The organism is Paenibacillus peoriae (assembly GCF_022531965.1).
Lineage (GTDB): Bacteria > Bacillota > Bacilli > Paenibacillales > Paenibacillaceae > Paenibacillus > Paenibacillus polymyxa_D.
In genome coordinates this window covers 1,298,810-1,321,297 of sequence record NZ_CP092831.1, presented here as the reverse complement: position 1 = coordinate 1,321,297, position 22,488 = coordinate 1,298,810, and the positions used below count along the sequence as shown (strand labels likewise).

The 22,488-nt window shown below is 45.6% G+C and carries 18 protein-coding genes; 5 read left to right on the top strand and 13 right to left on the bottom strand.

Annotated elements, in window-relative coordinates:
- Positions 1–81: 81 nt before the first annotated feature.
- The 5 genes from MLD56_RS05895 to MLD56_RS05875 form a co-directional block, all read right to left on the bottom strand.
- Positions 82–1,461, bottom strand: a complete 1,380-nt coding sequence (locus tag MLD56_RS05895; RefSeq protein ID WP_029516145.1) for a glycoside hydrolase family 32 protein — start codon at positions 1,459–1,461, stop codon at positions 82–84.
- Positions 1,454–3,655, bottom strand: coding sequence for a beta-glucosidase BglX (gene bglX / locus MLD56_RS05890; protein ID WP_346780035.1), 2,202 nt, complete (start codon positions 3,653–3,655; stop codon positions 1,454–1,456). The genes MLD56_RS05895 and bglX overlap by 8 nt, the downstream gene beginning before the upstream one ends.
- Before the next feature lie 72 nt (positions 3,656–3,727).
- On the bottom strand, positions 3,728–5,134 hold the full coding sequence (locus MLD56_RS05885; protein ID WP_029516143.1) for a sucrose-specific PTS transporter subunit IIBC: 1,407 nt from the start codon (positions 5,132–5,134) through the stop codon (positions 3,728–3,730).
- Between the two features lie 290 nt (positions 5,135–5,424).
- A complete protein-coding gene (locus tag MLD56_RS05880) occupies positions 5,425–7,194 on the bottom strand; it encodes an acid phosphatase (protein ID WP_029516142.1) in 1,770 nt (589 codons plus the stop codon).
- A gap of 209 nt (positions 7,195–7,403) precedes the next feature.
- Complete coding sequence (locus MLD56_RS05875) at positions 7,404–9,395, bottom strand: stalk domain-containing protein (RefSeq protein ID WP_029516141.1); 1,992 nt, start codon at positions 9,393–9,395, stop codon at positions 7,404–7,406.
- A gap of 356 nt (positions 9,396–9,751) precedes the next feature.
- Here MLD56_RS05875 and MLD56_RS05870 point away from each other — a divergent pair, with 356 nt between their 5' ends.
- A complete protein-coding gene (locus MLD56_RS05870; protein ID WP_029516140.1) occupies positions 9,752–11,020 on the top strand; it encodes an MFS transporter in 1,269 nt (422 codons plus the stop codon).
- A 50-nt stretch (positions 11,021–11,070) separates the two neighbouring features.
- On the opposite strand, the gene MLD56_RS05865 is transcribed toward MLD56_RS05870, so the two are convergent.
- Complete coding sequence (locus tag MLD56_RS05865) at positions 11,071–11,997, bottom strand: EcsC family protein (RefSeq protein ID WP_029516139.1); 927 nt, start codon at positions 11,995–11,997, stop codon at positions 11,071–11,073.
- Between the two features lie 133 nt (positions 11,998–12,130).
- Here MLD56_RS05865 and MLD56_RS05860 point away from each other — a divergent pair, with 133 nt between their 5' ends.
- Complete coding sequence (locus MLD56_RS05860; RefSeq protein ID WP_029516138.1) at positions 12,131–12,607, top strand: GNAT family N-acetyltransferase; 477 nt, start codon at positions 12,131–12,133, stop codon at positions 12,605–12,607.
- A 248-nt stretch (positions 12,608–12,855) separates the two neighbouring features.
- Here the strand turns inward: MLD56_RS05860 and MLD56_RS05855 are convergent, their stop codons facing one another.
- Positions 12,856–13,281, bottom strand: coding sequence for an Lrp/AsnC family transcriptional regulator (locus MLD56_RS05855; RefSeq protein WP_029516137.1), 426 nt, complete (start codon positions 13,279–13,281; stop codon positions 12,856–12,858).
- 159 nt (positions 13,282–13,440) lie between these two features.
- Here MLD56_RS05855 and MLD56_RS05850 point away from each other — a divergent pair, with 159 nt between their 5' ends.
- Both MLD56_RS05850 and MLD56_RS05845 read left to right on the top strand, forming a co-directional pair.
- Positions 13,441–14,193, top strand: coding sequence for an MBL fold metallo-hydrolase (locus tag MLD56_RS05850; RefSeq protein ID WP_029516136.1), 753 nt, complete (start codon positions 13,441–13,443; stop codon positions 14,191–14,193).
- Between the two features lie 76 nt (positions 14,194–14,269).
- Entirely contained in the window at positions 14,270–15,169 is a 900-nt protein-coding gene (locus MLD56_RS05845) for an SDR family oxidoreductase (RefSeq protein ID WP_029516135.1), read from the top strand.
- Positions 15,170–15,274: 105 nt separating this feature from the next.
- Here the strand turns inward: MLD56_RS05845 and mmsB are convergent, their stop codons facing one another.
- From mmsB to MLD56_RS05820, 5 genes are all read right to left on the bottom strand, one after another.
- On the bottom strand, positions 15,275–16,438 hold the full coding sequence (mmsB, locus tag MLD56_RS05840; RefSeq protein ID WP_241113487.1) for a multiple monosaccharide ABC transporter permease: 1,164 nt from the start codon (positions 16,436–16,438) through the stop codon (positions 15,275–15,277).
- Positions 16,422–17,972: a multiple monosaccharide ABC transporter ATP-binding protein gene (mmsA, locus tag MLD56_RS05835; RefSeq protein WP_029516133.1), complete on the bottom strand. Its 1,551-nt coding sequence runs from the start codon at positions 17,970–17,972 to the stop codon at positions 16,422–16,424. Before mmsA ends, mmsB begins: the two co-directional genes overlap by 17 nt.
- Before the next feature lie 32 nt (positions 17,973–18,004).
- Entirely contained in the window at positions 18,005–19,090 is a 1,086-nt protein-coding gene (chvE, locus tag MLD56_RS05830) for a multiple monosaccharide ABC transporter substrate-binding protein (RefSeq protein ID WP_029516132.1), read from the bottom strand.
- 393 nt (positions 19,091–19,483) lie between these two features.
- A complete protein-coding gene (locus MLD56_RS05825; RefSeq protein ID WP_029516131.1) occupies positions 19,484–19,816 on the bottom strand; it encodes a nucleoside triphosphate pyrophosphohydrolase in 333 nt (110 codons plus the stop codon).
- Between the two features lie 76 nt (positions 19,817–19,892).
- The gene (locus tag MLD56_RS05820) at positions 19,893–20,432 is read right to left on the bottom strand and encodes a HEPN domain-containing protein (RefSeq protein ID WP_029516130.1); all 540 of its coding nucleotides are present in this window, start codon (positions 20,430–20,432) and stop codon (positions 19,893–19,895) included.
- Between the two features lie 353 nt (positions 20,433–20,785).
- Between MLD56_RS05820 and MLD56_RS05815 the strand changes: the two genes are divergently transcribed.
- Positions 20,786–21,133, top strand: a complete 348-nt coding sequence (locus MLD56_RS05815) for a helix-turn-helix domain-containing protein (RefSeq protein ID WP_029516129.1) — start codon at positions 20,786–20,788, stop codon at positions 21,131–21,133.
- Between the two features lie 42 nt (positions 21,134–21,175).
- Here MLD56_RS05815 and hcp read toward each other — a convergent pair whose 3' ends face one another.
- Positions 21,176–22,468 carry a hydroxylamine reductase gene (gene hcp, locus MLD56_RS05810; protein ID WP_028543172.1) on the bottom strand — a complete coding sequence of 431 codons (1,293 nt, stop codon included), beginning with the start codon at positions 22,466–22,468 and terminating at the stop codon, positions 21,176–21,178.
- Positions 22,469–22,488 lie beyond the last annotated feature (20 nt).

Sequence of the window (22,488 nt, the reverse complement as noted above, 5' to 3'; positions counted from 1 at the left end):
AAAAAGAAGGCAGTTCTTCCCGCAAACGGGATAATGAACAGCCTTCCTTAACCTGCTTGCAACCCGGCAAGCAAAAAAATGTTACCCTACACATTCCTGCAACTGATACATTCTAACTTCTCCTACATTGTGTCCTGCCTCAAGTAATACATTGCTTTGGTCTGCACCTTCTATGAAATAACGCAGGGAAAACACTTCTTCACCCTCATTCACAAAGATCTCCAGGCTTGAGCTTTCAATGAATATTTGCATTTCTGCAAGCTTATTATTTAATGTTGCTCTTCTGTACTCTCTCTCGCCAGTCAACCAGTTTGTTCTCCAAACGGTCAGACTGTTTTGTTCCTGATCATAGTCAATTTGCACAGCATCCCTTATGATCATTTTAAAATTTTCTGTCAGTAAGGAAAAATCAACAATTAGCTCCGCTTGTGTAGAAGGCAGCACCCACTCACTACTACTTTGAATTTCCCCTTTGTAATGCATGCCATCCAGTCTTAACAATTGTAATTCCGGCAATGGTTTCTGGTACAACACACCGTTCATCAGCACAACTTCTCTAGGAAGTGTTAATGCATGAATCCAGCCCTCTTGAATGGTCGGGACAGCCCTCTCCGCTTCCTCATTCATGGCGCTCATCCATCCGAACATAATGGTTCTGTCATTAACTTTGAATGATTGTGGAGCGTAAAAATCAAATCCTCGATCAAGCTCTTTAAAATCGGAAAGGTCCCCGTTGAATTTGCCTGTATTCGATAATTTGCCAACCATATATCCCGATTGATTAGGATTTTTATAATATTCGCCTCTCTCCGGTAAACCCTGAGGAGAGAAAACAAAAACATCGTTTTCGGCAAATTGAAGTACATCCGGACATTCCCACATATATCCAAATTGATGATCATGATCAACAAATGATCCTTGGCATTCCCAATCGGACAAATTTTCAGATTTGTAGATAAGCGTATCTCCAGTCAAATCTTCTCTCTGAGCACCAACAATCAACCACCAGTTCCCGTGTTGGTCTCTCCATACTTTCGGATCTCGAACATGCCTAGTGTAACCTTGGGGATGCTCAAACAAAGGGCCGATTTTTTGAAAATACTCTCCATCCTCCGAAATCGCGGCGCATTGATAGCTTTCTTTTACTCCATCATCTCGGATTACATTTCCTGTATAAAACAGATACAGCTTTTCATTATGAACAATGCCCCCGCCCGAATAAATGCCATCCTTGTCATACCATTCCGAAGGCTCCAGCGCGACACTTTTCCTTTGCCAGTGCACCAGATCGCTGGAAACAACATGGCCCCAGCATTTATTTTTATGCTCAGTTCCTTTTGGATTCCACTGATAAAACACATGATATTGATGATTGAAATAAGCAAGTCCATTAGGATCATTGAGCAAACCGTAAGGAGGGGTAATATGATATTTCAGGTTATACGCGTCGCTTTTATTCATGCTCATCCTCCGGTAAAAAAACAAAACTAAAACTCAGCAAAATTTCCTGCGAGCTTGACCCGATATAAACATCAAATTCACCGGGTTCACTTTTGTATTGCATTTCACGATCATAAAATTTAAGCATCTCTTCATGAATTGAAAATTCAACATTTTGGGTCTCGCCACTTTGCAAAAAAACTTTTTTAAAGTCTTTTAATTCTTTCACTGGCCTTGCAATACTTGCAAATTTATCGCGAATGTATAATTGGATCGTTTCCTTTCCATCATAAATGCCAGTGTTGGTAACAGACATACAGATATCAACTGACTCATTTTTCTTCATTTCTTTTTGGCTAATTGTTAATAGGCTGTATTCAAATGAGGTATAAGATTTACCATAGCCAAATGGATACAAGGGTTCATTCACTTCATCTATATATCGGGATGCAAACCGATAAGAGCCATTTTCCTTTAAATTCGGTCTGCCTGTATTCAACTCATTGTAGGATATCGGAATTTGTCCCACGCTCCGTGGAAAGGTCATGGCTAATTTCCCCGATGGATTGACTTCCCCATACAGTATATTAGCCAGTGCTTCTCCGCCCATCGTTCCTGGATACCAGGCTTGAACAATAGCGTCCACTTTTCCGGCTACTTCGGTAAGAATCAAAGGTCTTCCGCTATAAACGATCAGAACCATCTTTTTGCCCTGTAAACTTAATTCATGGAGTAGTTTCATTTGCGGCTTAGGAAGCGTCGGGTTCGTTCGCGATCCCCCTTCTCCGCTCTGATAAATACTTTCTCCCAAGGCGAGGACAATGACATCCGCTTCGTTAGCATTTCGGATTGCTTCGCGCAGCAGGGCCTCCTCATCGACTGTTTCAGCAGCCAGCTTGTCCGCATATTTGCCAAGGGCTTCTCTTGCATTAGCAGGAAGCATGTGCGCCCCTTTGCAAACCGAGAGATTGTCGGGATCAACATGCTTTAATAATCCCATTTTCAAATTGACGGTATCCGCCTCATCCCCCTTAATGGCCCACATGCCCAGGGTGGAGTTTTCATCTGCGTAAGGACCGATTAAAGCTACTTTGGTATGTTTAGACAATGGCAGCAGTTGATTTTCATTTTTCAGCAAAACTACGGATTCTTCAGCCAAGGACAGCGCGGCTTTTTTATGTTCATCTGACAGAATGCTGTTTCTCGACCGCTGAACGGTTTCCTGTAATCCGCGGAACGGGTCCTCAAACAGCCCCAAATCATTTTTCAGCTTTAAAATACGGTATACCGCTTCATTCAACAGCCCCAGCATATGCTCGTTATCAGATACTACTTTCTCCAATTGATTGGCGTATACTGCTGTCTTCATATCCACATCAACACCAGCCAACAATGCCAGCCTTGCGGCTGAAGCCTCGTCCTCAGCATAACCGTGCATGATCAGTTCTTCTATAGCGGCGTAATCCGAGATCAACACACCATTAAAATTCATCTCTCGTCTTAGCACGTCGCGGTTAAGCCACTCGTTTCCTGTTGCAGGAACGCCATTCAGGGTATTAAAGGCCGTCATAACAAGCTTTGCCCCCGCCTCGATTGCAGCTTGATACCCTGGCAAATAATATTCTCGCAGCGTGTGCTCCGACATATCCACGGCGTTATACTCACGTCCAGCGACAGGTGCCCCATAAGCGGCAAAATGTTTGACGCAAGCGGCAATTTTATTCGTTGGTATGATTCCTTCCAAGTTTCTCCCCTGGATCCCCTGAACCATGCTTTCGGCATATTTCTTCGCCAGCAAAGTGTCCTCTCCAGGCGATTCCATCACCCGCCCCCAACGGGGATCTCTAACGATATCTACCATGGGGGAAAAGGTCACGTGCACACCTTCGTCATAACATTCCTGGGCAGCAATCGAACCTGCATGTTCTATACCCTCATAATTCCAACTACATGCTTGTGCAATCGGAATCGGGAAGATGGTTCGATACCCATAGATAATATCTGCCATGAACAGCAGCGGAATTTTATGAATCGATTTTTCCAAATAATCCGTTTGCAGTTGGATAATTTTTTCTGGATTAGTGATGTTCAATATGGAGCCTGTGTTATATATATTGTAGCCGGCGTTTAACCCTAATTTTTTTAAGGGACCCGTCACAACAGTGTCTATATCCCCTTCAAAAAAATCACCGGTCAGTTGGATGAGCTGGCCTATTTTCTCTTATATTGAAAGACTGTCCAATTTCTTAAGCAGTGTGTTGTTGTCCATGATTCTCCCCACATCATTTTATTTGTGATCTGTTTTTTCTTTAAACCCAAAGATCCACGTTAGTGCAAATGCCACAGCAAAGCCGATTACACAAACTAAGATATATATGAATATCTGATTGTTCAGGTACAATAACATTCCCGGTAGGGCTGTGATTGACATGCCCGTTGCTTGAACATTAAATATACGTGCGAAGAAACCGCCAACCGCTCCGCCAATCAAGCCCATCAAGAACGGTTTGCCATATCGAATGTTCACCCCAAAGATAGCGGGTTCTGTAATACCCAATAACGCAGACAAGGTAGAAGGATACGCAATGGATTTGGTTTTTACATTTTTAGATTTTAGACCGACAGCCAGCGCAGCACCTGCTTGTGCGCAAATCGATGCTGAACTGATCGGGTTTACCATATTCCAACCACTGCCCACTAGCATCTGTATTTCAATCAGGTTTAAGGCATGGTGCAGTCCGGTAACTACAATAATCTGATTGATGCCACCGTAAATAAATCCGCCGATGCCGTATGGTAATTTTAAAATGGCGGTAACACCCATTAATATTAAAGTTTCCACCTCGTGAAAAATGGGACCAATCACGAACAATCCTAATACCAGTGTTATTAATAATGTCAGAAACGGTGTTAGAATTAAGTCCAATGCATCCGGAACTGATTTTCTGATTTTCTTCTCTAGCATCGCCCCCACGACACCTATTATGAAAGCAGGCAGAACCGAGCCCTGATAGCCTGCAATTTTAATGAATCCGAAAAACACTAGTGGTTCCTGAACTTTTTGGGCGACATCCCAAGATGTAGGCAACGAAGGACTTACTAACATTAATCCAATCAATATCCCCAATAGTGGTGATCCACCAAACACCCGGAAGGCCGACCAACATACCAACACGGGTAAAAATGCAAAAGCCGTATCGGTCAATATTTGCGTAAACAATATGAAATTCGCAGAAATATGATCAGGTGTGAGTCCAAATAACTGGAGCAGTGCAGGCTGAGTTACTAAGCCTCTAACTCCCATGAATAATCCTGTAGCTACCAATGCAGGCATAATGGGAACAAATACATCCCCGAAAACACGGATCATTCTTTTGAACCGATTATCACCTTGAGTGGAGGCCATCTCTTTCAAATCAGCCTTTGATGTAGCAGATATGCTTTGGCCAACCATGGCATCGTATACTTTATTTACAGTACCGGTTCCAAAAATAATTTGATATTGCCCAGAGGTAAAGAAAACGCCCTTGGCCTTATCAATATTCTCAATAAATTCATCATCAATAATTTCTCTATCTTTTACAATCAGCCTCAGCCGTGTGGCACAATGTGCCATGGAAATAATATTGTCTTCTCCGCCAAGCCCTTTAATGACATCTTGGGCTATTTTAACGTATTCTTTTTCAAGACTCATCAGTCTCTTCCTTTCCTCTGTTCCTCTTAGTTAGTCTGAATCATTTAAAACTTTGATCAAATATGCTTCTTAAGAATATCATGACTGCGCTTTCAAACAGCGGGATTATTTTACTACATTAAGGTCAAATTTTGACCTTTTTATATCCTTAATTATAAATGCATACTAGCAACTGGTGCCTGATGAAACAATAAAGTGCACCCTAGAATACATACTGGAATAACCTTCTGGTTTATTCCCATGTATTTTAAAGGTGCACTTCAATTGTTGTATAGAGAGTTACTTACGTTTTACTTAGTGACTTTCAACTGAGCACTGTCAGCTGTATAGATAACCTTCACTTTATAATTGCTTGGTAAACCTACCGTTTCAATGGAAGAAAATGCTCCATTTCGTTTAGCATAAGTTAAGATCGTAGCACCATTAGCCGGCACATATTTGTTAGAAAAGTTCAGGCGTAATTTTCCGTTGAGTATGGCTGTTCCCTTTATTTTGAGCACATCATTTTTAGTGCGTAGGTTAAGCTCAAGTGTTCCCTTGGCAGATTGTTTGTAATTTCCGCCAATAATCAGCTTCCCAGAAGCATTTTTAAGAAGAGTTCCCCCGTTATTCGTAATTCCGCCACTTCCGAAAGCCGTGTCCGAAGTTCCCTCCAAAGTACCTTGGTCGATCTGTGTACCGCCGGAATACGTATTGTTGCCCATTAGTTTCAACGTACCTGTTCCCTTTTTAGTCAGCTTTCCAACACCAGATATATTATTGCGCCAGCGATCCAATGCATTGAAACCACCTTTGGAAGCGTCCATATTCACCGTCACATTATTGGCGAAAGCACCGTAGCCATCCGCAGCGGAAAACAAGTTCAATTGTCCCCATCCCTCAGCATCATCAAGTACAGGATAGCCGGAAGGAATACCCGTGGTAGCCAAAACCCAACGACGTTGTGTGCTATCCAGGTAAGGCAAGCGTGTCTCCAATAGTACCTCAGCTCCCTTAGGCACTATCATAGGCGTCGCGGTTGGATTAACCTGACTGAATCCGTATGTTAATCGTTGATTATAATTTTTTTTGTTTGTGGCATAATTGCTGAACCGATCTGGAGCTGTACCTTTTTGAGACAGCAGTTGTTTACGAGCATCCTGATAAGCGGCTTTCTTCAAACTGCTATTGGCTGGATCAGACAGGATAGCAGCAGCCATCGCTGTTGCCATGACACGTCCTCCCATAACATCAAGCGGGGAATGCATACCAGCAACAACACGGTTATTGCCCAGCTCCGAAGCTCGTGTCAGCAGTTCCTGATAACGCTCCGGCACGGCGTAGGCCATAGCAATAGAACTGAGATACGCAGCATTGGTATGACCGCTAGGAAAGCCGCCATCGCTAGTAGCATCAGCTTTGAGAGCGGGAATAAGGCTCGGAACAACTACTGAGTTATCGCTCCAGCGAAACGGGCGAGGATAGCTAAAATAAGACTTAGCCGGGTTCGTCGTAGAATATTCTCCGCGCAAGGTATTTACCAGATTTACGATGTTGCCGAGATTGGAGCTTGTACTCCCAGCATTCGTTCCCTCATCTTCGTATTTCTTAGTCAGGGCATCTGCTGGAATGTCGTTGATCGTTGTCGTGGCACCTGCATTCTTTCGATATACATCAGTGAGCGAACCCAGCCCGTCGATCACACTGTAGCTCTGGTTTCTGCGATCATCCAAATAAGCCGCATCGGCCTCACTGGAAGTGCGACGGGCAGCGATATCAATCACTTTTTGAATATTGGCGTCCAGCACGCTGCTGTTTAGCTTGGTACCTGTATCCCAGGTAGCGCCGGGAGTCCAAAGCTTATTAAATTCGGAGAGCAGCCCGAGGGTCGGATTAGAGCTTTCCGTCTTATTTGCAGAACTATTATTTTTATAATGATCTACGAAATATCCCCACGACGGTTCTGTTGGAGTTACCGTTGTTGGCAGGGTTGCCGCACTCGCATAACTTCCACCCAGGGAACCTAGAAGTAGTGGTAAAGATAGTAAAGCAACTGATAGTGGTTTCCTTAGCGATTTCATTCTTAAATCAGATCCTCTCTTCTCTTGTGCTCTTCATACTTTCTCTACGGAGCTATTATCTATATAACAAGATGTATGACATAAAGAATCATATCTTAAGTTTGTTAAATCAAGAGCTTGGTTTTGTTAAATAAAAAAAAGGCATCCCAAGATTCGTATATACGAATCTTGAGATACCTCTTTCAAACCGTTATAGAAAATCAGCCACCCTACAGCCATACTTCTATGACTTTGCCATTCACGAAAGCTACTGCCTTGAAATAAAGACTACGATTGCCGTATACCCAGGCTTCGACTTGAGTTCCGTTTGAAGCAGCCCCCTTTTCTCTGACTGTTGGGCTTCCCCATGCGAACTGCACCTGCGTCGTATTCATGCCCAAGCTTACCTCATTATTTTTAATCTTGTTCCAGATGGCTTGCGACCATTGGTATTTCTTGTACGGATCGTAAGTTAGAAATTGATCGGAATCAGACAGCATCTGTGGAATACGTGAAGCTCCGATGATGGAAAACGTGTCATAAGTTTCGCCATTAGCTCCCTGGAAAATAACTTCGTAGGATTTAACACCGTTCGGGTCTGTGCTGACTTCGATGTCTCTAACTGTTACCTTGCCAAATCGCTCTCCAGCGTTATAGAAGTTATTGACCCAATAGGTTTTGCCAATTAATTTGGACAGACTACCCAGATCAATGGCTTTGATAATTTTAGCCGTTTCCGGCGTCTCAATGACCAGCTTGGTAGCGCCCACAGATAATTCGCCTTGCTGACGGTCACGATTCCATTTGAATCCGCCCAACTTCAGATCGGTCAGTAATGTTCCCGGGAATACAACCTGTCCGTTAACCGTTTGAACCTTGCCCTTCAGTGCAACAGGTTTACCATTCACTATCGCGGTGGAACTCCCTTTTTGGAGTACGATATTGTTTTTACCCAGCTTGATCGTAAAGGCCTGGTTCGCCACGGTAACAGATCCACCCAGCGTCTTGAACACAGACTGCACAGGCAAATACACACTGCCGTTTAGTATAGCCGCCCCGGTCAAGGTTTGGTCAGACGATACCTTTAGTGTAAAAGAAGATGGTATACCTTCGTTCCGCAGAGATACGGCTGTGCTGCCAATGCCCCTTACTTTGAGTGTACCGGAACCATTCTGCTGTAGCTCGGCAACCTGCGGTTTCTCCACTTCAATCTCACTAGCTTCGGGATGACGTGTTAGTCGATAACCGTTCGAATACGTCTCTTGTACATTTAATTGAATCGTATCGCCGATGGCAGCCTCTTTGGAGGTCGTCAACAAGGACATACCCGTTAATGTAGGCAAACTCAGCGCAGTCGTGGTTCCGTCCTTATAGCCGACCCAAGAGCCATCCTTTAATTGTGCAAAAAGCTCGTCAGGCGAATCAACCAACCGTGCAACATTAGACAACCCGCTAAGCTGCACCGCAGGATATTTTTTCAGCCGATCATAGCTCCATACCGTCCCGTCGCGATGTACAGTAATCAAGACATGCGTACCTTTTTTCCATAAAATAGAATTAATATCACTTCCCACTTCGCGTGGTGGTTCATTGGTCAGCATATCCAGCATCGTGACATGACCATCTTCCTTAAGTACTGCAGCATACGCCGTACTCATTTTGATATCCAACGCATGGTCTACATGACCTATCTTGCGGGGCTTAGATTCTGCGTACCCTGTGGAATACCATACATCACCGGATCGAGTAAGAACCGTAAAGTAGGTACTTACCTTATCACCGTCTATAGCATCCGATATTCCCTCGACCTGTTCTCTTCCCCAGGAGATCGTTCCATCGGTTTTAATAGCTAAACCCTCACCTGTAATCTCTTTTACTCCTGAGGATTGAGCCGTCACTTTTGGGTCGGAGTTATCATCCCAGATGGCTACCTTCCCGTCCTCAGTCCAGCCATAATAACCTTGACTCTTGTCTTTGCTGCCTGTAATGCCCTTCAAATTCAATTTCTCAATAGCCGGGCCATCTATACTCTTTCTCCATAAAGAACCATCATCCAGTATGTAGTTATTCCGGTCGATCACGTCTATAATTTTAGCATTTTTCCAAGTGCTGTTCGTCGTTACATTTGCCGCTACTGCTGTTTCTCCAGTGTTTAACGTAGTTCCCACCACCGCTCCACATACCACGGATACTGCCAGCAAAATCATCGCTGCTTTTCTCATCGTGATTCCCCTTTTCTATCTCTATTTCCATATCAGTAACTTGCATAATTCCATTCCCAACGCTCAAAAATACAATATATAAACGAACTAGATCGCTTCGATCTCTATATTGCTGATTTGAAAGCCTTTTTGGGATTGATACAAAATACTCACATATATATCGGTTTTGGGGATGGTAAATGTTTGAATTTCGATATGCCATTTTAGAAATTCTAACTAAATGGAGCAATGAAGAGTATCCAGCAGGATGGGCAAGCAGTAATGAGTAAAGGTGGCCTTCATCCCACTTTCAGCCATTTGCTGCAAACGGATCGCTTCCTATATCTTAAAATATACATACATATTCGGAGGTTGCCATGACTAGTAAATCCGCTACAAAAAATGAAACGGGCCAATCGCTCCCCCTCCCAGGGCCGCAAGTGAAAGGCACCGTTTTTGCGATTCTGATTGCGATCAGTTTCGTCCATCTGTTCAATGACTCGATTCAATCGGTCATTCCAGCGATCTTTCCGATCTTAAAGGAATCTATGAGCCTGAACTACACGCAGATCGGCTGGATTTCATTCGCGATCAATTTTACAGCTTCAATCATGCAGCCTGTGATTGGCTTGTTTTCGGACAAACGGCCTACGCCCGCTATCCTTCCCATCGGCATGGGCTTTACGCTGACTGGCATGCTGTTGCTCGCCTATGCTGCCGATTATAAAGCGGTGCTGATCGCAGTCATCTTTGTGGGTCTGGGCTCGGCTGCCTTTCACCCTGAAGGCTCGCGCGTATCCCATATGGCGGCCGGGCCGCGTCGGGGATTGGCACAATCCATTTTTCAAGTTGGCGGTAATGCGGGCCAATCGCTGGCGCCGATGCTCACGAGCTGGATTTTTATCCCGTTGGGACAATTTGGTGCGATCTGGTTCACAGGTATTGCGGCAGCGGGAATTGTGGTGCAATCGTTCATCGCACGCTGGTACGGTAACGTCCTACGTACAGAAGGCATTGCACGCAAAAAAGCGGTGGCACGCCGCATGAAGCCCGAAGTGCGTAACCGCGTTATGTTTGCCATGATTGTCCTCATTCTACTGGTATTCGTCCGTTCGTGGTACTCGACCTCGGTCGGAAGCTACTATTCGTTTTACCTGATGGAAGTATTTAAAATGCCATTGGCTGATGCACAGCTTTACATTTTCCTGTTCCTCGGAGCTGGAGCGCTGGGCACCTTCTTTGGCGGTCCGCTCGCGGACCGTTTTGGTAAACGCAATATGATTTTTCTGTCCATGGTATTAGCTGCACCACTCGCGCTGGCACTACCTTATGCCAACCAATTCTGGACGGCAATCCTGCTGGCGATTATCGGATTTATTATGCTATCTAGCTTTTCGGTCACAGTCGTATATGCGCAGATGCTCGTGCCTGGTAAAATCGGGACCGTGTCCGGTCTCATTACAGGTCTGGCTTTTGGCCTTGGCGGTGTAGGCGCGCTCGTACTCGGCAACTGGATCGACAAAGTAGGCATCACCCACATCATGTTCCTGTGCGGCTTTTTGCCACTGCTCGGCATCTTAACCTTCCTGCTTCCTACAGATAAAACTCTGAACCGCTGGGCGGAAGAAAATGGAGCCGAAGTGTAACAGGCTAACGTGTGGCGGCCATCCTGGCCGCTGCACACCTTTATAGCCAACTAACGTGATTCCTCACTCTCTACTTCTGCCAAACGCATCACAATCCGACGCTTCCGATACAGCATTTTCCCTGCTTCAGCTACATCACTAATAGCACTTCGATTCGCGATAGACCCGAACAAAATGCCCGCAATCGGGACCATTTGAAGCAGCTTTTTCCATCCAAACTGATCACGATAGGTGTTAATGACCTCTCTCCATCCCTGCATCTGGGAAAAAACCTGTGCCTGACGTGAAGGATCATCGAACAAAGCCAGCTCCTCTAATACGGCCTTCTTCCCCACAATATCGGATGAAGCAAATTGCATACATTTAATAATAAAAATGCGTTCCTGCTTATCATGGGGATTAAAGCCATAGCACAAGGCTATTTCCTGAAGCACTTTGAGCGACAAGCCGAGCAAAAGAGGAATATCCGCCGCAATCGTAAACACACCACCAATCCCCGTTGTTGCTCCCTGAGCGGTGGCAAAGGTAATGCGAGCCGATGTCATATCGTCGGCAGTCCGATCCATGATGGTTAGCGGGAGCTCAGCCGCCTGCTTCAACTCCCACATAGGTTCGACACTATGTTCTGAATCAACGTTTTCCCCGGCACGAGGCAGGTCCTGCGTATCCGAAGCGGAATCTGCACCATTTTGCTGAATGACATGTTCATGGGCCGTCTTTTTCAGCCTGTTCAGAACCGTTTCTTCCTTCACCAAATATTTGCCGCCGTTCTGAATGAAGCTACCCAACTCGTTAAGGAGTTGCTCCAGCTTGTCTTTAATGATTTTGGGCGTCAGCCGATCCAGCAACATAAAAGGCCATCTGCCGATTTTTTCCCAGAAAAAAATGTCCTTCTGTTCCTTCTCCCATTTTTCAATATTCTTCAACTCATGACGCAATACGTCCTGGCTTTCCCGATATTCTGTAAGCTGCTTCATAAGCGTAGACGTCTCCTTTTGACTATGCTAGTTTATGTATGGGTAATACGTAAGCAAGGCGAGTTCAGGTTTCTTTTTTTAGCAAACTAGATGATAAAGAAAGTTAAAAATCCATACAGATCGGAGTGTAATGATGAATAATGTAGAGCTTGTCCCTTACCATTGTGGGCATGATGCCATTTTACATACCTTCTACTTACCTGAGGAGCAGAAGCAGTTTACTGGAATGCCGGATGAAATGCTCATACTGGCCAAGGAAGATCCGCACCGCCATCCTGTCGTGATTACGGCTACTAGAAGACCCGTTGGATTTTTCATTTTATACAATGGGGATGAATTAGCGGACTATACGAATACTTCTGAGGCACTGCTGCTACGCGCGTTCTCTATTCATTACGCAGATCAGGGACAAGGATTCGCCAAAAAAGGGCTGCTTCTACTACCACAGTTCATCGCCAGACACTTCCCACATATTCGCGAGATTGTACTGGGCGTCAATGCCCGTAATCTGTCTGCCCAAAGTCTGTATCGCAAATGCGGCTTTATAGATGAAGGTGACACTAAATTGGGACAACACGGCTTGCAGCATATTTTTAAAATGAGCCTATAAGAGGTTGTTCAAAAAGTCGTCTTTCCATAACGAAGCTATTCAAGAAGCGGATTCGACGTCGAATCTTGAATTCAGCCGGGCCTTCCGTTGCTCACGTAGATCTGTCTATGCTCCGCTACTCAGTCCCTAGCTTCATCCAACCTTCTCGGTCCTGAAAAGCCGACTTTTTGAACACACACTATAAGTTGACCTCGATAGCCCTCGCCAAATAAAAAGGCTTTCGGCACCAACGCCAAAAGCTTTTATCGTTAAATCTCACCAATGGAAAAACTCAATTTGTAATTACCAAACTTCGTAAGTTCATCCAGCATGGTATTTAACTCTGTCTGTGAGGACATGCGCACCCGCATCCAATAACAGCCCTCCCCACTCACCCGATGGATTTCAACAATATAGGGATGCTCCCGTGCAAAAGCCTGGAAAGCACTGTGAGTCGTTCCTGAATTCAAAAAAACCGTAATAAAGGCATGAATCGTCTGTCCAATTTTTTCAGGGTTCCAGCGCAGCGTATAGCCTTCGATAATGCCCGCATCCTGCATTTTTCGAACACGCGCCCCTACGGCTTGGCCTGTCAAATGAACAAGCTGGCCGATCTCCTTGTGCGATAAAGAGCTGTCTTCAATTAAATGATGAAGAATGCGCAGATCGGTGTCATCAGGTGCGAATAGTTCCATAGTTATTTTTCCTTTCATGATGAAACGATAATGCTGATTTTCCTTTCAGCAAACCGTAGCCTGTAGCTCCTTGCGTCAGATATGATTGTAACAGAAACAATGAACTACCGAAAATACACTTGGTCAAAAATAACATTCATCACAAAGGAGCTTTCATATATGAAAATCACACTAATCCGTAACGCAACCTTATGGCTGGAATACGCTGGAGTAAAATTTCTGATCGATCCGATGTTGAGCGATGCTGGCGCAAATCCGCCGGTCCCCAATACGGAAAATGCCCGCCGTAATCCACTGGTTCCCTTGCCGCCACAATGGCAGGCACTCGGACAGCCTGACGTTGTCATCGTCACACATTTACATCCCGATCATTGGGACCCGGCAGCAGTACGCTGGTTGGACAAACAAATTCCTGTCTTCTGCCAGCCCGGAAATGAAGAACAAATCACTGCTGATGGTTTTACACAGGTTACCCCGATTCCGTTGGCTGGTTCTGTGGGAGAAATTGAGATTATCCGTACAACCGGGCATCACGGCACCGGAGAAATCGGGGAGCAGATGGGACCCGTATCCGGCTTTGTTTTTCAGGCACCAGGTGAACCTGTCGTCTATTTGGCCGGGGATACGATCTGGTGCAGTGAAGTCGCGGAAACACTGGATAAATATCGTCCTGACTGGACAATTGTGAACGCTGGAGGAGCACGGTTTACGGTAGGTGATCCCATTATTATGAATGCCCAGGATGTAACGACGGTAGCACAACATGCCCCTTATACACAAATCGTGGCTGTCCACATGGAAGCAATCAACCATTGTCTACTAACTCGCTCAGAGCTTACGGAACATATCAACCGTGAAGGTTTAAAGGGGCGCATCCACATTCCAGCAGATGGAGCGACGGTTTCGGAGTAAGGCAATCGTCCTGAGTCACCGTTTGCGCCTATTTTGAATATATTGGATTTCAAAACGTATAAAGAAGGGATTATCGATGAATTGGCAATATCCTTATTACGGCACAGAAACCCAATGTAAAGAAGTTCCGATTACTTTTCCTCCCCAGCATCAATATAGACAGCCGGGGTTGGAATACCTAATGGTTCCACGCCCTATTTATGATAATCCAAAGTATATCGGCACTGGAAAGCTTCAGGATCGGGTGGCTATTATTAGCGGTGGGGACAGTGGTATTGGTCGCGCGGTTGCAGTGGCATTTGCCAAGGAAGGGGCCGATGTGGTCATTGCCTATCTCGATGAGCATCGAGATGCTATGGAAACCCGTGATGTCATTCACAGGCTTGGCCGACGTTGTTTGTTAATTCCGGGGGATCTAAGGCTAAAAAGCAACTGCTGTCTGGTTGTTCAACAAACGATGGAAACCTTTGGTCGTATTGACATCCTGATTAACAACCTAGGTATTCAGTTTGTGCGCGAATCGTATCTGGATATCAGTGAGCAGCAGCTTCGTGATACGTTTGATACGAATATTATTTCCTTCTTCCATATGACTACAGAAGCATTGCCGTATATGCGGGCTGGGGCCAGCATCGTCAATACGGCATCGGTGACAGCCTATGTGGGTCAAAAGAATATGATCGATTATTCAGCTACCAAAGGAGCTATCGTCAGCTTCACCCGCGCTTTGGCTAATAATCTGGTCGACCAGGGTATTCGCGTGAATGCGATTGCTCCCGGTCCGATCTGGACTCCGCTGAATCCGGCCACACAGTCGCCTGAAGTCATTCGCACCTTCGGCAGCAATACACCAATGAAGCGTGCCGGGCAGCCTTATGAATTGGCTCCTGCCTATGTGCTGCTGGCTTCGGATGACGGTTCCTACATTACAGGCCAAACGCTGCATATAAACGGCGGCCAAATGGTCACCACTTAGTTTCGTTGGCTGATAGCCACAAGACCCAACAAGCAAGAAAACCTCCAGCATCCACATTTCTAGTGGAACTGGAGGTTTTCTTGTTTTACGATACCGAATCTGAGCTTAAGCAGATCTTTTGTTTTTGTTGTAAATATCGAAGGCAACCGCCAGCAGCAGCACCAAGCCCTTGATTCCTTGCTGCCAGTCAATACCCAGACCGATCAGAGACATACCGTTATTCAGTACGCCCATGACCAAACCACCGATAATGGCTCCAAAAACGGTTCCGATCCCGCCGGATGCCGAAGCTCCACCGATAAAGCAGGCTGCGATGGCATCTAGCTCGAAGTTCGTACCCGCTCTCGGCGTAGCCGCGTTCAGACGTGCAGCAAAGATCAGACCGGAAATGGCCGCCAGCACACCCATATTGACGAATACCCAGAACGTTACTTTTTTCGTTTTGACACCGGACAGACCCGCTGCCTTTTCATTTCCACCCAACGCATACACATGACGTCCCATAATCGTGCGGTTCATGACGAAGGAGTACACAACGATCAGTATGAACAGCAGCACGAGAATGTTAGGTATCCCCGCGTAGCTCGCGAGCATGAAGGTGAACAGATTGATGACCGCAGCTACCACAATCAGCTTGAGTACAAATAAAGCTTGTGACGGAACCTCGAATCCATATTTAAGCTGAGAACGACGTTCGCGAAGTTCGTTCACGATAAGCCATACCGTGAGTGCAATGCCGACAATGATGGATACCAGGTTATAACCGGTAGATGAAAAATCCGGCAGGAAGCCTGAACTGATTTTCTGGAAGCCCCCCGGAAATGGAGAGATCGATTGACCTTCCAGCACGATCATGGTCAATCCACGGAAGAGCAGCATTCCTGCCAATGTAACGATAAATGCCGGAATCCGTACATAAGCGACCCAGAACCCTTGCCAAGCGCCGATTAACGCTCCGACCAGCAAAGATGCAATCACAGCGATCCATGCTGGAAGCTGCCAATCGACCATCATTATGGCGGCAACCGCACCGACAAAAGCGGCTATGGAGCCGACGGACAGGTCAATATGTCCAGTGATGATGACCAGCACCATCCCGATGGCCAGCACGAGAATATAGCTGTTTTGCAGAATCAGATTGGTAATATTAATCGGCTTCAACAGCAGGCCGCCCGTCAGCACCTCGAACAAAATCATAATGACGACCAGCGCAATCATCATGCCATATTGGCGGATGTTATTTTTAAATAGTTTAGTTATGGTTTCCATGCTTCACGCCTCCTGACTTGGTCATATATCTCATCAACGTTTCCTGCGACGCGTCCTCACGGCTAACCTCTCCAGTGATCCGCCCAGCATTCATGACATAAATCCGGTCACACAAACCTAGTACCTCTGGCAGCTCGGACGAAATGACCAGCACTCCCTTGCCTTCAGCGGCAAGTCGATGAATAATCGTATAAATTTCATATTTGGCACCCACATCAATGCCGCGTGTCGGCTCATCCAGAATCAGAATATCCGGCCCGGCGAAAATCCATTTGCTCAGCACCACCTTCTGCTGATTGCCGCCACTCAGATTACCCGTTTTCTGTAAAATGCTCGGTGCTTTTATGTTCATGCTTTTTTTCATTTCCTCTGCAACAACGACTTCCTCCTGCTCATTGACGACAGCACCCTTCGTCAGCTTGTTCAGGCCAGTCAGCGAAATATTACGCTTGATATCATCCATCAAAATGAGGCCATACTCCTTGCGATCCTCTGTCACATAGGCAAAGCCGTTGTTGATCGCGTCTGTAACCGTGTTGTTCTGGATCGGCTTGCCGTCTTTAATCAGCTGACCGGAAATGTTGCGTCCGTATGACTTGCCAAACACGCTCATCGCCAGCTCGGTCCGTCCCGCTCCCATCAGCCCGGCAATACCGACAATTTCACCGCGACGGATGTTCAAATTCACCTGATCCAGCACCTTGCGGTCTGCATGATGCTCGTGATACACCGTCCAATCCTTCACTTCCAGAACGACTTTGCCAATCTCGGCATGACGCTCTGGATAACGGCTGGTCAGATCACGTCCAACCATCCCGCTAATGATCCGATCCTCCGTGACCTCATCCTTTTTCATATCCAGTGTCTCAATCGTCTTCCCGTCCCGCAAAATCGTAATTGAATCCGACACCTTTGCGACCTCATTCAGCTTGTGGGAGATGAGAATGCAGGAAATGCCCTGTCTTTTAAATTCCAGCATCAAATTAAGCAGATTTTCACTATCATCCTCATTCAACGCCGCTGTCGGTTCATCGAGAATAAGCAACTTTACCTTTTTAGAGAGCGCTTTCGCAATTTCGACCAGTTGTTGCTTCCCGACCCCGATGTTCGTAACTAATGTATTAGGATTCTCACTCAAACCGACCTTGGACAGCAGATCGCGTGTCCCTACAAAAGTCTCTTTCCAATCAATCACGCCGCCGCTGGCGCGTTCGTTGCCCAGATAAATATTTTCCGCAATCGAGAGGTACGGGATCAGCGCCAGCTCCTGATGGATAATGACAATGCCTAGTTCCTCGCTCTGCTTGATATCCTTGAACTCACACGTTTTGCCCTGGAAAACAATATCCCCTTCATAGGTTCCATGCGGATATACACCGCTGAGTACCTTCATCAGCGTCGATTTGCCCGCACCGTTCTCACCGCACAGGGAATGGATTTCGCCTTCCTTGACCTTGAGATTTACATTTTCCAATGCCTTCACGCCGGGAAAGGTTTTGGTAATTCCCTTCATTTCCAAAATGATTCCAGTCATGGGATACGCTCCTTTCGGTTGGATTCCTACTCTTATTTCAGTCCAATTTGCTCTTTGGTGTAATAGTGACTGCCGACAATATCCTTCTCCACATTCGTCCGATCTACCGAGATCGGATCAAGCAAGTAGGCAGGAATGACCTTTTTACCGTTGTTATAGGATTTGACGTCATTCACTTCCGCTTGCTTGCCTTGTAAAATGCTATTGGCCATCACGACCGTTTGCTCAGCCAGCTTGCGAGTATCCTTAAATACAGTTTGCGTCTGCTCTCCAGCCACAATCGACTTAATGGAAGCCAGCTCCGCATCCTGTCCTGTAATGATCGGCAGGGGCTTGTTCGCTGTTCCGTATCCGACCCCTTTCAGGGATGAAATGATACCGATACTGATTCCGTCATAAGGGGATAGTACTGCGTCCAGATTGGCCCCCGAATAGTAGGCACTCAGCAAATTATCCATCCGCGACTGCGCCAATGCTCCGTCCCACCGCAGTGTAGCAATCTGCGCCATCGTCATCTGCTTGCTGCGCACGACCAGTTTGCCGGAATCCACGTACGGTTTCAGTACGGACATCGCACCATTAAAGAAGAAATAAGCGTTATTATCATCCGGTGAACCACCGAACAGCTCGATATTGAAAGGACCTTTGCCTTCCTTGAGTCCCAACTTTTTCTCAATATATGCTGCCTGTAGCACGCCCACCTTAAAGTTATCGAAGGTCGCATAATACGTCAGATACGGTGTGTTGCGAATCAGGCGGTCGTAAGAAATGACCTGAATGCCTCGGTCGTGTGCCTTCTGAATCACATCCGTAAGCGTGTTTCCGTCGACCGAAGCGATCACCATAACATTGACGCCCTTGGTGATCATATTTTCGATTTGGGAGATTTGGTTTTCTACTACGTCCTCGGCGTACTGTAAATCCGTTTTATAGCCTTGCTCCTGAAACAACCGGACCATATTCTCCCCGTCCCCTACCCAACGCTCGGACGATTTGGTCGGCATGGAAATGCCCACATAGCCTTTTTCCTTGCTGCCCGTTCCACTCTCCGCCAAATTACAGGCCGAAAGCATCAGGGCCAAAACCAGAAGCCAAACGACAACAGCTCCTTTTTTCATATGAAGTTCCCCTTTCCTCATGTGATGCGGGTCATTTTGAAGGTAAGTGCTGATTAGAATAGAAATTAGATAGCGCTTACATAAGTGAGGCAGGAAGTGCCTCTCCTTTTTTTATGTGCAAACACATGGTATCATTCCAGGCCGGGAAAGGTCTTTGCAGGTTTTGAACTTTTTTTATAAAATTTTAACCTTTGTGTTGGGAGAGTTAGAAGTTGGAGAAGAGAAGAGAAGAGAAGAGAAGAGAAGAGAAGAGAAGAGAAGAGAAGAGAAGATAAAATAAAATAACTTCCACTTTATAAATTTTTCGCTATACTAGGTGCTTAAAAAGAGACAAAAAAGGTAGCTCCAATTATCAAGCTCCCCTTTTGAATGTGCTATCCTTGAAATATTTAGTTAACTTTTATCTTCATCGACATCAATTAAGAACACCCGCTCCTGGAATCCGCCCCGTGTCTCGGCTTTGTCTGCCCGTAGCTTGTCCAGCTCTGCTGCATTCGCTCTATGTACTTCTGCCAGCGCTCGGATGACTTCCAGCATATCTGCCAGCTCTTCCAGCGCATCCTGATCTTTTTCCGCTTCAAAATATTCCTCAGCTTCTTCACAAAGCTTCGTTCTCAGCTCCTGCTTATATTCCTCAGGTTCCAAGATACGTGTCCGACATTCCTTGCCCTGAGACATAATGAGGTGCGGAATCCGATCCCGCACCAGTTTGTTGTATGTAGGCATATGAAATAACACCCTTTCTGATGTGGAGGTGTTAGCCATCATCTAACATCTTCCTTTTCGTCATTATATCATTAGCTCAAAAAGAACCGGGTATTATTGATAAAAGATCTACCGATTCATTGAACGAATTTTCTTTATAAATAGACGGATACCGCTTAGACGGATCAGCTACGATCCGCTGTGACAGAGACTCTAGAATAGAGTCCGTTTTATAAAGCAACTTGTCTACTTCCTCCTGTCTCATCGTCTCCTCGGATGCTTCATCCTCTCCCGAAACCAGATAATGTACCGTACCGATAAACAGCACCATATCTAAATTGGGCTCAGCATCTGTGTGAATTAAAGGGAATAGGTCAGTCATGGATCGAATGTACGATGGAATGATTTGGTTTCGATGAACATACATGGCCTTAGCCATAGAAAACATCGCTCGATCACAAAGAATGAGGCAGTTTTGAAACTGATTATGGTCGCGCATCATCTGTGCAAGCTTGATCTGGTATTCGGCAAGCTTTTGAAAATCCATCATGCAATTGAATATGTAGGTATCGCTGTACTTGGGCAATTTGAAATCAGAATCACTATGTAGTTGGGGACTTAAGGAGTAATGTTTCATGGGGAATCAACTCCTGAATTAAAATTTCATAAATAAGGGTTTTGCAAAATCCTGAAACAAATGTGAGCAACGTAGCACAAATATGTAACCATCAAGATGTATAATTTTCTAGCTACCGGACAAGCTTCCTAATAAATATTACTATATAGTAGTTTTTAATTCAATTTACTTACTAACACTTATTAATTAGATGTAACTCTTTCTCTACACTTCTAACTAGAGGATTTTGCAAAATCCAACAAGCGACTTCCAATAATAATATATAGGTCGTGATGATCTAGTTCGTCTATATATTGCACTTTGGAGCGATTGGAATCGATTTTGTAGAACCCTTACTATAGAGAGGTGTATTCATGTCAGAACTTTTGGAATTAGTCGGTACACGTATTCGAGATATTCGAAAGTCTAAAGGGCTTTCCCAGGAAGCTTTAGCCGAAAAAGCAGGATTCAATTCGAGTTATATTGGATTCATTGAGCGAGCAGAGAGAAATATATCTTTGAAAAATCTGGAGAAAATAGCGAAAGCATTGAACGTGGGCGTCTATCAGTTGCTTACATATGTGAAGGACAATGATGAGCTTACCGAAGAACATTCGAGTATAAAAACCATTTTAACTCTCCTAAGAACTCGTGAATCCAAAGATACTGAACTGGCATTAAAGATTCTTACGGACATCTTTATAAGAATCGATGAACGATGAAACAAAAAAGGAACTGCGCTTTGCAGTTCCCCCATTAACCTCTTACGACAACGCCAACATCGCTTTCATATCTTCCTCTGCGGTCGTAATTAGCTTCAAGCCAAACATCTCCACTAGTACATCCAGCACGCCAGAAGAAATGAACTCAGGCGGCTTCGGCCCAATGCGAATATCCTGGATGCCAAGGCTGAACAAGCCCAGCAGAATGGCAACCGCTTTTTGCTCAAACCAGGACAGAACAATGCTGACAGGCAGCTCGTTCACCGTACAGCCGAAAGCATCCGCCAATGCCAGAGCGATTTTCACAGTAGAACCCGAATTGTTGCATTGCCCCAAATCAATATAACGCGGAATGCCGGTATCTCCAACAGTGCCATAATCCACGTCATTAAAGCGGAATTTACCACAGGACGTGGTCAGAATAACTGTATCGTTCGGCAAGGATGTAGCTAGCTCGCGATAATAGTTACCGCCTTTGCCCGGTGCGTCGCAGCCTGCAATAACGAAGAAACGGCGGATATGTCCGTCTTTAACGGCCTGAATAATCTCAGGAGCCAGCCCGATGACCGTCTCGTGATGATATCCCGTTGTAAGCACCTGCTCCGAATCTACATCTGCGGCTGGCAGTGCTAAAGCACGCTCGATCAATGGTGAAAAGTCGTCGTCCATGATCTTGGCTACTCCCTCCAGCCCGGCTACTTCATAAGAGAAGAAGCGGTCTGCATACGTGCCTTTAATCGGCATAACACAGTTCGTCGTAGCCAGAATTGCACCCGGAAACTCTTCGAACAGTCTGCGTTGATCGTACCAGGCTTTACCGATATTCCCTTTGAGATGTGCATATTTCTTCAATGCCGGATAACCGTGGGCAGGCAGCATTTCCGAGTGAGTATAGATATTGATGCCCTTGCCCTCTGTTTGCCGTAGCAATTCCTCCAGCGCATATAAATTATGTCCGGTCACGACGATGCATTGGCCTTCGATTTTATTTTGGCTGACGGTAATTGGCTGCGGAATGCCAAAACGATCCGTATGCGCACGATCTAGCACATCCATGATCCGTACAGCCGCATTTCCGACCTTCATCGCCATTTCCAAATGCTCTTGTACATTAAAGTTAGAATTGGTTAAGGTCATATATAACGCTTCATGCGTGATGCGATCTACCTCAGGATCGGTATAGCCCAACTGGCGAGCATGTGTCGCATAGGCAGCAATCCCTTTTAATGCAAAAATCATCGTATCCTGCAAGCTCGCTATCGTCTCATCCTTCCCGCACACCCCAACTACTTTACACCCACCACTCGGCGTCTGTTCACACTGATAACAAAACATATCGTTTTCCTCCAAATATT